5 protein-coding genes are annotated in these 6,558 nt (G+C 69.1%); all 5 read right to left on the reverse strand.

What is annotated here, in order from left to right; translation table 11 throughout:
* A partial coding sequence (locus A5706_RS04320) for a folylpolyglutamate synthase/dihydrofolate synthase family protein (protein WP_068127389.1) occupies positions 1-1,003 on the reverse strand: 1,003 nt, incomplete at its 3' end.
* Entirely contained in the window at positions 1,000-3,651 is a 2,652-nt protein-coding gene (locus tag A5706_RS04325) for a valine--tRNA ligase (RefSeq protein WP_068127392.1), read from the reverse strand. The genes A5706_RS04325 and A5706_RS04320, both read right to left, overlap by 4 nt.
* A gap of 90 nt (positions 3,652-3,741) precedes the next feature.
* Entirely contained in the window at positions 3,742-4,374 is a 633-nt protein-coding gene (locus A5706_RS04330; RefSeq protein WP_068127394.1) for a LysM peptidoglycan-binding domain-containing protein, read from the reverse strand.
* Between the two features lie 155 nt (positions 4,375-4,529).
* A complete protein-coding gene (locus A5706_RS04335) occupies positions 4,530-5,102 on the reverse strand; it encodes a DUF937 domain-containing protein (protein WP_068127396.1) in 573 nt (190 codons plus the stop codon).
* Positions 5,103-5,191: 89 nt separating this feature from the next.
* Positions 5,192-6,448 (reverse strand): trans-acting enoyl reductase family protein, encoded by a 1,257-nt coding sequence (locus tag A5706_RS04340; protein ID WP_068127398.1) that lies wholly within the window; start codon positions 6,446-6,448, stop codon positions 5,192-5,194.
* Between the last annotated feature and the right edge of the window lie 110 nt (positions 6,449-6,558).

Genomic DNA, 6,558 nt, shown 5'->3' on the forward strand with positions numbered 1-6,558 from the left:
GCAGGCGTTCCAGCCGGCCGGGGCTGGTGACGGCGGCGAAACCGGCCCGGACCGCCTCGACGTCGAGCTGTCGCTGCGCACCCGCCCCGAAGAAGGCCTCGACCGCCGCGAGCGCCACCACCGCGTTGTGGGCTTGGTGTTCGCCGTGCAGCGGCAGGTAGACGTCCGAGTAGACCCCGCCCAGGCCCTGCAGCTGCAGCACCTGCCCGCCGATGGCGACCTGGCGGCCCAACACCGCGAACTCCGAGTCCTCCCGGGCGACCGCCGCGTCGGCGCGCACGGCCTGGGCCAGCAGCACCTCCATGGCCTCCGGCGCCTGACGCCCGATGACGGCGACGGTGTCCGGGGCGCCCTCGGGCGCCCGGTGGATGATGCCTGCCTTCTCGCCGGCGATCCCGGCGAGGTCGCCGCCGAGGTATTCCACGTGGTCGATGCCGATGGGGGTGATGACCGCGACGGGCGCGTTGATCACGTTGGTGGCGTCCCAGCGGCCGCCCATGCCCACCTCGACCACCGCCACGTCGACGGGCGCGTCGGCGAACGCGGCGAACGCCATCGCGGTGAGGACCTCGAACTTGCTCATCGCCGGACCACCGTCAGCTTGTGACTGCGCGTCGACCATCTGCACGAACGGCTCGATCTCGCGGTAGGTCGCCACGTATTGGGCCGGGCTGATCGGATGCCCGTCGATGGCGATGCGCTCGACCGCCGACTGCAGGTGGGGGCTGGTGGTCCGGCCGGTGCGGCGGCCCAGCGCGGTCACCAGCGCGTCGACCATGCGCGCCACCGAGGTCTTGCCGTTGGTGCCCGCGATGTGAATGGACGGATACCCGAGCTGCGGCGACCCCAGCAGGTCCATCAGGGCGCTGATCCGGGTCAGGCTGGGCTCGATGCGGGTCTCCGGCCAGCGTTGATCCAGCAGGTGCTCGACCTGCAGCAGGGACGCGATCTCATCCGGTGTGGGAGCCGCGCTGTTGGCCCGCTCGGGCGGCTCCAATGTCATTGCAGCGCGGCCAGCCTGGCGTTGATCCGGTCGGTTTCCTCCTGGGCGACGCGCTGCCGGTCGCGGATCTTCGCGACGACCTGATCGGGCGCCTTGGCCAGGAAGTCGGCGTTGCCCAGTTTGGCGGCCGTGGACGCCAGCTCCTTTTGCGCCGCGGCCAGATCCTTTTCCAGGCGCCGGCGCTCGGCGGCGACGTCGATGGTGCCCGACGTGTCGAGTTCTACGACGACGGTGCCGCCGGACAGACGCACCTCCACCGACGCGGACGGCTTAAAATCGGGCTCCGGCGCGGTGAGCCACGCCAGCGACGTCACCGCCGCCACCTGGCCGCTCAGGTCGGAGGCTTCCACGCCGGTCAGCCGAGCGGGCACCTTCTGCCGATCGGCCAGACCCTGGTCGCTGCGGAACCGGCGGACCTCGGTGACGAGCCGCTGCATGTCGGCGATCCGTTGCGCAGCAACGGGATCCAGGGCGATGCCCGACGTCTTGGGCCACTCGGCGATCACCAGCGACTCCTGGTCGGTGAGGGCCTGCCAGAGCGCCTCGGTGAGGAACGGGATGACCGGATGCAGCAACCGCAGCAACGTGTCGAGCACGGCGGCCAGCACGGCGGTGGTGTGGGCCCGGCCCTCGGCGAGCTGCGTCTTGGCCAGTTCGACATACCAGTCGCAGAATTCGTCCCACGCGAAGTGATACAGCGATTCGCAGGCGCGGCTGAACTCGTAGCCGTCGAAGGCCGAATCCACTTCTGCGCGAACCTCTTCCAGGCGCCCAAGGATCCACCGATCGGCGTCGGTCAGCTCGCCTTGGGCTGGTAGCTCCGCCAGCGCGGCGCCGTTCAGCAGCGCGTAGCGGGTGGCGTTGAACAGCTTCGTGCCGAAGTTGCGCGACGCGCGGACGGCATCCTCGCCGACGGACAGGTCGCCGCCGGGGCTGGCGCCGCGGGCCAGCGCGAACCGCAGGGCGTCGGCACCGAACGCGTCCATCCAGTCCAGTGGGTCGACGACGTTGCCCTTGGACTTGCTCATCTTGCGGCCGAACTCGTCGCGGATCAGCCCGTGCAGGAAGATATCGGTGAACGGCACCTGCGGGCCGCGGCGGCCGCCTAGCGTGATGGCGTCGTCACCGCCGACGAAGGTGCCGAACATCATCATCCGCGCGACCCAGAAGAACAGGATGTCGTAGCCGGTGACCAGAACGCTTGTCGGATAAAACTTTTCCAGCTCGGGGGTCTCGGCCGGCCAACCCAGCGTGGAGAACGGCCACAGCGCGGAGGAGAACCAGGTATCCAGTACGTCGGGATCCTGCTCCCAGCCCTCCGGCGGCGCCTCGTCGGGACCGACGCACACCTGCTCGCCGTCGGGTGAGTACCAGATCGGGATGCGGTGGCCCCACCACAGCTGCCGCGAGATACACCAGTCGTGCATGTCGTCGACCCAGGCGAACCAGCGCGGCTCCAGGCTGGCGGGATGAATCACGGTGTCCCCGTTGCGAACCGCGTCACCGGCGGCCTTGGCCAGCGATTCGACCCGGACCCACCACTGCAGCGACAGCCGCGGTTCGATCGGCTCGCCGCTGCGCTCCGAATGCCCGACGCTGTGCAGGTAGGGCCGTTTTTCCTCGACGATCCGGCCCTGCGCCGCCAGCGCTTCGCGCACGGCGACGCGCGCCACGAAGCGGTCCATTCCGTCGAATTGCGTTCCGGTGTCGGCGATCTGGCCCTTGGTGTCCATGATCGAGATCATCGGCAGCCCGTGCCGGAGCCCGATCTCGAAGTCGTTGGGATCGTGCGCGGGTGTGACTTTGACTGCGCCCGTGCCGAATTCGGGGTCGACGTGCTCGTCGGCGACGATGAGGAGCGGACGGTCCACGAAGGGGTGCGGCAGGCTGGTTCCGACCAGGTGGCGGTACCGCTCGTCGTCGGGATGCACCGCGATCGCGGTGTCGCCGAGCATCGTCTCTACCCGGGTGGTGGCGACCACGATGTGCGGCTCGGCATCGTCGAGCGAGCCGTACCGGAATGACACGAGCTCGCCCTCGACGTCGAGGTAGTTCACCTCGAGGTCCGAGATCGCCGTCTCGAGCACGGGTGACCAGTTCACCAGCCGCTCGGCCCGATAGATCAGCCCCGCGTCGTAGAGCCGCTTGAAGATGGTGCGCACCGCGCGCGAAAGGCCCTCGTCCATGGTGAAGCGGTCACGGCTCCAGTCCACGCCGTCGCCGAGCCGGCGCATCTGGCCGCCGATGGCGCCGCCGGACTCCCGCTTCCAGTCCCACACCTTCTCGACGAAGAGCTCCCGGCCGAAGTCCTCTTTGGTCTTGCCGTCGACCGCGAGCTGCTTCTCCACCACGCTCTGGGTCGCGATGCCCGCGTGGTCCATACCGGGCTGCCACAGCACCTCATAGCCCTGCATGCGCTTTCGCCGGGTCAGCGCGTCCATCATGGTGTGCTCCAGCGCGTGGCCCATGTGCAGGCTGCCGGTCACGTTGGGCGGCGGCAGCACGATCGAATAGGCGGGCTTGGAGCTGCTGGCGTCGGCCTTGAAGTAGCCCGCGTCCAGCCACTTCTGGTAGATCGCGTCCTCCATCGCGGCCGGATCCCACGACTTGGGGAGCTGGTCGGCGGCGGGGTGGGGGGTGGCGGTCACCGGTCAATTCTAGGGAGACTCGGTTTGCCCGCGCGTAAGCGGTCGAATCCGCTGGTCACGCGGATCCGACCGCCACCGCCTCCCCGACGATCAGGGAATCGTGAGCACTTGGCCGGGCTGAATCAGGTCGGGGTCGGGGATGCCGCTGGCTTCGGCGATCACCTGATACTTGCTGCCGTCGCCGTAGAAGCGCTCCGCGATGGCCCATAGGGAGTCACCGGATTCGACGGTGTACGTCCGCGCGGCGGGTTCCGGCTCCGGCTCGGCGGCAGCCTCTGGAGCCGGCTCGGCAGCCGCCTCGCCCGTGGGCTCTTCGACCGCGGCTTCGGCGACCGCCTCGTCGACCTCGGGTGCTTCCTCGGTGGCCTCGGGTGCCGGGGGCGGCGGCGCGTCGGTCTCGGTCTTGGTGGACCAGGCCGCGCCGTCGGCGGCGTAGAGCACCAGGTTGCGGTCGTCCTGCAGCACGAGCCTGACGTCTTTCTTGCCCTGCGTGGCGGTGTGCCACACCGGCTTGTCGGCCGTGTACACAACGAAATTGCCGTCGGGCTGCACCTCGGCCCGCACCACGCCCTGGCCGTCGGTCCCGGTCGCCCAGAGCGCCTGGCCGCGCGCGGCCAGCACCAGGTTGCCGTCGTCCTGCAGGGTGAGGGTGTAGGCGCCATTCTGTGAGGTGAGAGCTTCGCCCCGCACCAGCTTCTGTCCCGCGGTGAGTGTGTCCGACACTTCGTTCCCCTCTCGTTGTCGCCGTCCGGCCGATTGGGGTCGGACGTCATTTCCCTTGTCCGATAAGGACAAACCTACTCATCCTGGTTCACCCTGGGCAGCCTTGAACTCGACGCAATCGAAAGCATCCGGGAACTGCCCGTGAACAGTCGGGACTACTTCTTGCCGCCGAGCAGCCCGCCGAGGAGATCACCGAGCGCGCCACCCTTGCCGCTCAACACACTGCCGAGGATGCCACCGAGGGATTTGTCGCCGGAGCCGCCGCCGAGGATGCTGCCCAGGACTTCACCCAGGCCGCCGCCGGAAGACGGCTGTTTCTTCGGCGCCTCGCTCTCCCCGCCCGAGCCGAGCCGTTTTCCGATGTATGCCAACACAATTGGCAGCACCACCGGCAGCAATTGCTTGAGCAGCTCACGGTCGCCGGCACCCCGATCGGCCAGGGCCGACGCGACCTGGTCGGCGTCGTTGCCTCCGAACAGCGTCGCGACCGCCTGGTGGCCGTCGGCCTCGCCGCCGCCGGCGTCGAGGAGGCCATGCGCGGCGTGACTGATTGCCATGGATTCGATCCGGCTGGCGTGCTCGGGATCTTCAGAGTTTTGTTGCAGGCCGCCGAGCAGGGCCGGCACCAGGGTGTGAACAGCGTTGTCGACGTCGCCTTCGTCGGCGCCGAGCTTGCTCGCGATTTCAGCGGTGGGAATCTGGGAGTACAGATCATCGAGACCGGCCATCGGTGTGTCCACCTTCGTCGAGTAGAGGCAAGTCGATTACGACACTAGACCCAGCGGACCCCGATCGAAAGCCGTTGCGGCAAGCCGGATCAGCCCAGCCGTTCGGTCTGCAGCGACACGCCGGCGGCCGGCAGTCGCGCCAGCAGCGCGTCGCCCATCGCGGCCGCGGGCGTCAGCACGCCGCACAGATCGGAGAGTTTGTCGCGGTCCAGCGCGAGGGCCAGACCGCACTCCCCCAGCAGCACCGAGGTGGCCTGGTAGCCCGGGTCTCCCCGTTGCTCCATGCGCGCCACGTAGCGGGCGCCGGTGGTCGTGGTGGTGTAGGTCTCGATCCGGTAGTAGCCGCGCTCGCGGGTCTTCTCGCTCGGACCGGTGCCGGGCTTGGGGACGACCCGCTCAACCAAGCGCCGCGGCAGGAACCGGAAGTAGCGGCTGCCCAGCCCGAACGTCGCGTTGCCGACACCGGTCACGATGGCCGATGCCACCGGCGCGAGGGCCGACGATCCGAAGCTCATGTTCTCGTCGTAGCGGAACCGCCGGCCGTACGCCCAGTCCAGCAACGCGTTGCTGCGCCGCACGATTCGCGTGTTGTAGGGCGCCATCATGAATCCCGCGGTCCACAGGCCGGACAGTTCCGGCGCCAGGTCACGACCGCGGCGCAACGGCAGGTCGGGCTGGGGACCCAGTTCCGGTTCGGCGCAGCGATCGGAGCTCAGCGTGTAGGGGTCGTTGAGCAGATTGCGGGCCTCGGGGTCGTTCGAGGCGGTGTCCAGAACCTCGAGCAGCGACGCGACGGTGCCGCCGGAAAGGCCGCCGCGCAAAGAGCGCACCACGAGGTGGGTGTCGCCCAGCTGCCCGGCGCCGTCGTCCTGCGCCGCGCGGTGCAGCGCGTACACGGTCAGATCCGAGGGGACCGAGTCGAACCCGCAGGCGTGCACGATCCGGGCGCCGGTGTCGGCAGCCTGCTTGTGGTGCAGATCGATGCTCTCGCGGACGAACATCGCCTCACCCGTTAGGTCGGCGTAGTCGGTGCCCGCCGCCGCGCACGCGCCCACCAGCGGCAGCCCGTAGCGGGTGTAGGGCCCGACCGTCGTGACCACGACACGCGCCCGGGCAGCCATCTCGTCCAGCGTCGACGGCGACGCGGCGTCGGCGGTCAGGACGGGCCAGTCCCGCGCCGATTCGCTCAGGGTGTCGCGGACGGCGCGCAGCCGGTCCGGCGACCTGCCCGCCAGCGCGACCCGGGCGCCCGCTCCGGCGCGCGCCAGGTACTCGGCGGTCAGCTTGCCGACAAAGCCGGTCGCGCCGTACAAGACGATGTCGAATTCGCGCGGCGTTGCGGTCACCGGCCCGACGCTACCCCCGTCACGAAAACGCCCAAAACAAGTAGTGCCGGGCGCGATGGCCCGGCACAAAATATAACACAATTTAAGAAACACGGACAGTATATTATTAA

It is taken from the genome of Mycobacterium sp. E796, assembly GCF_001672815.1.
Lineage (GTDB): Bacteria > Actinomycetota > Actinomycetes > Mycobacteriales > Mycobacteriaceae > Mycobacterium.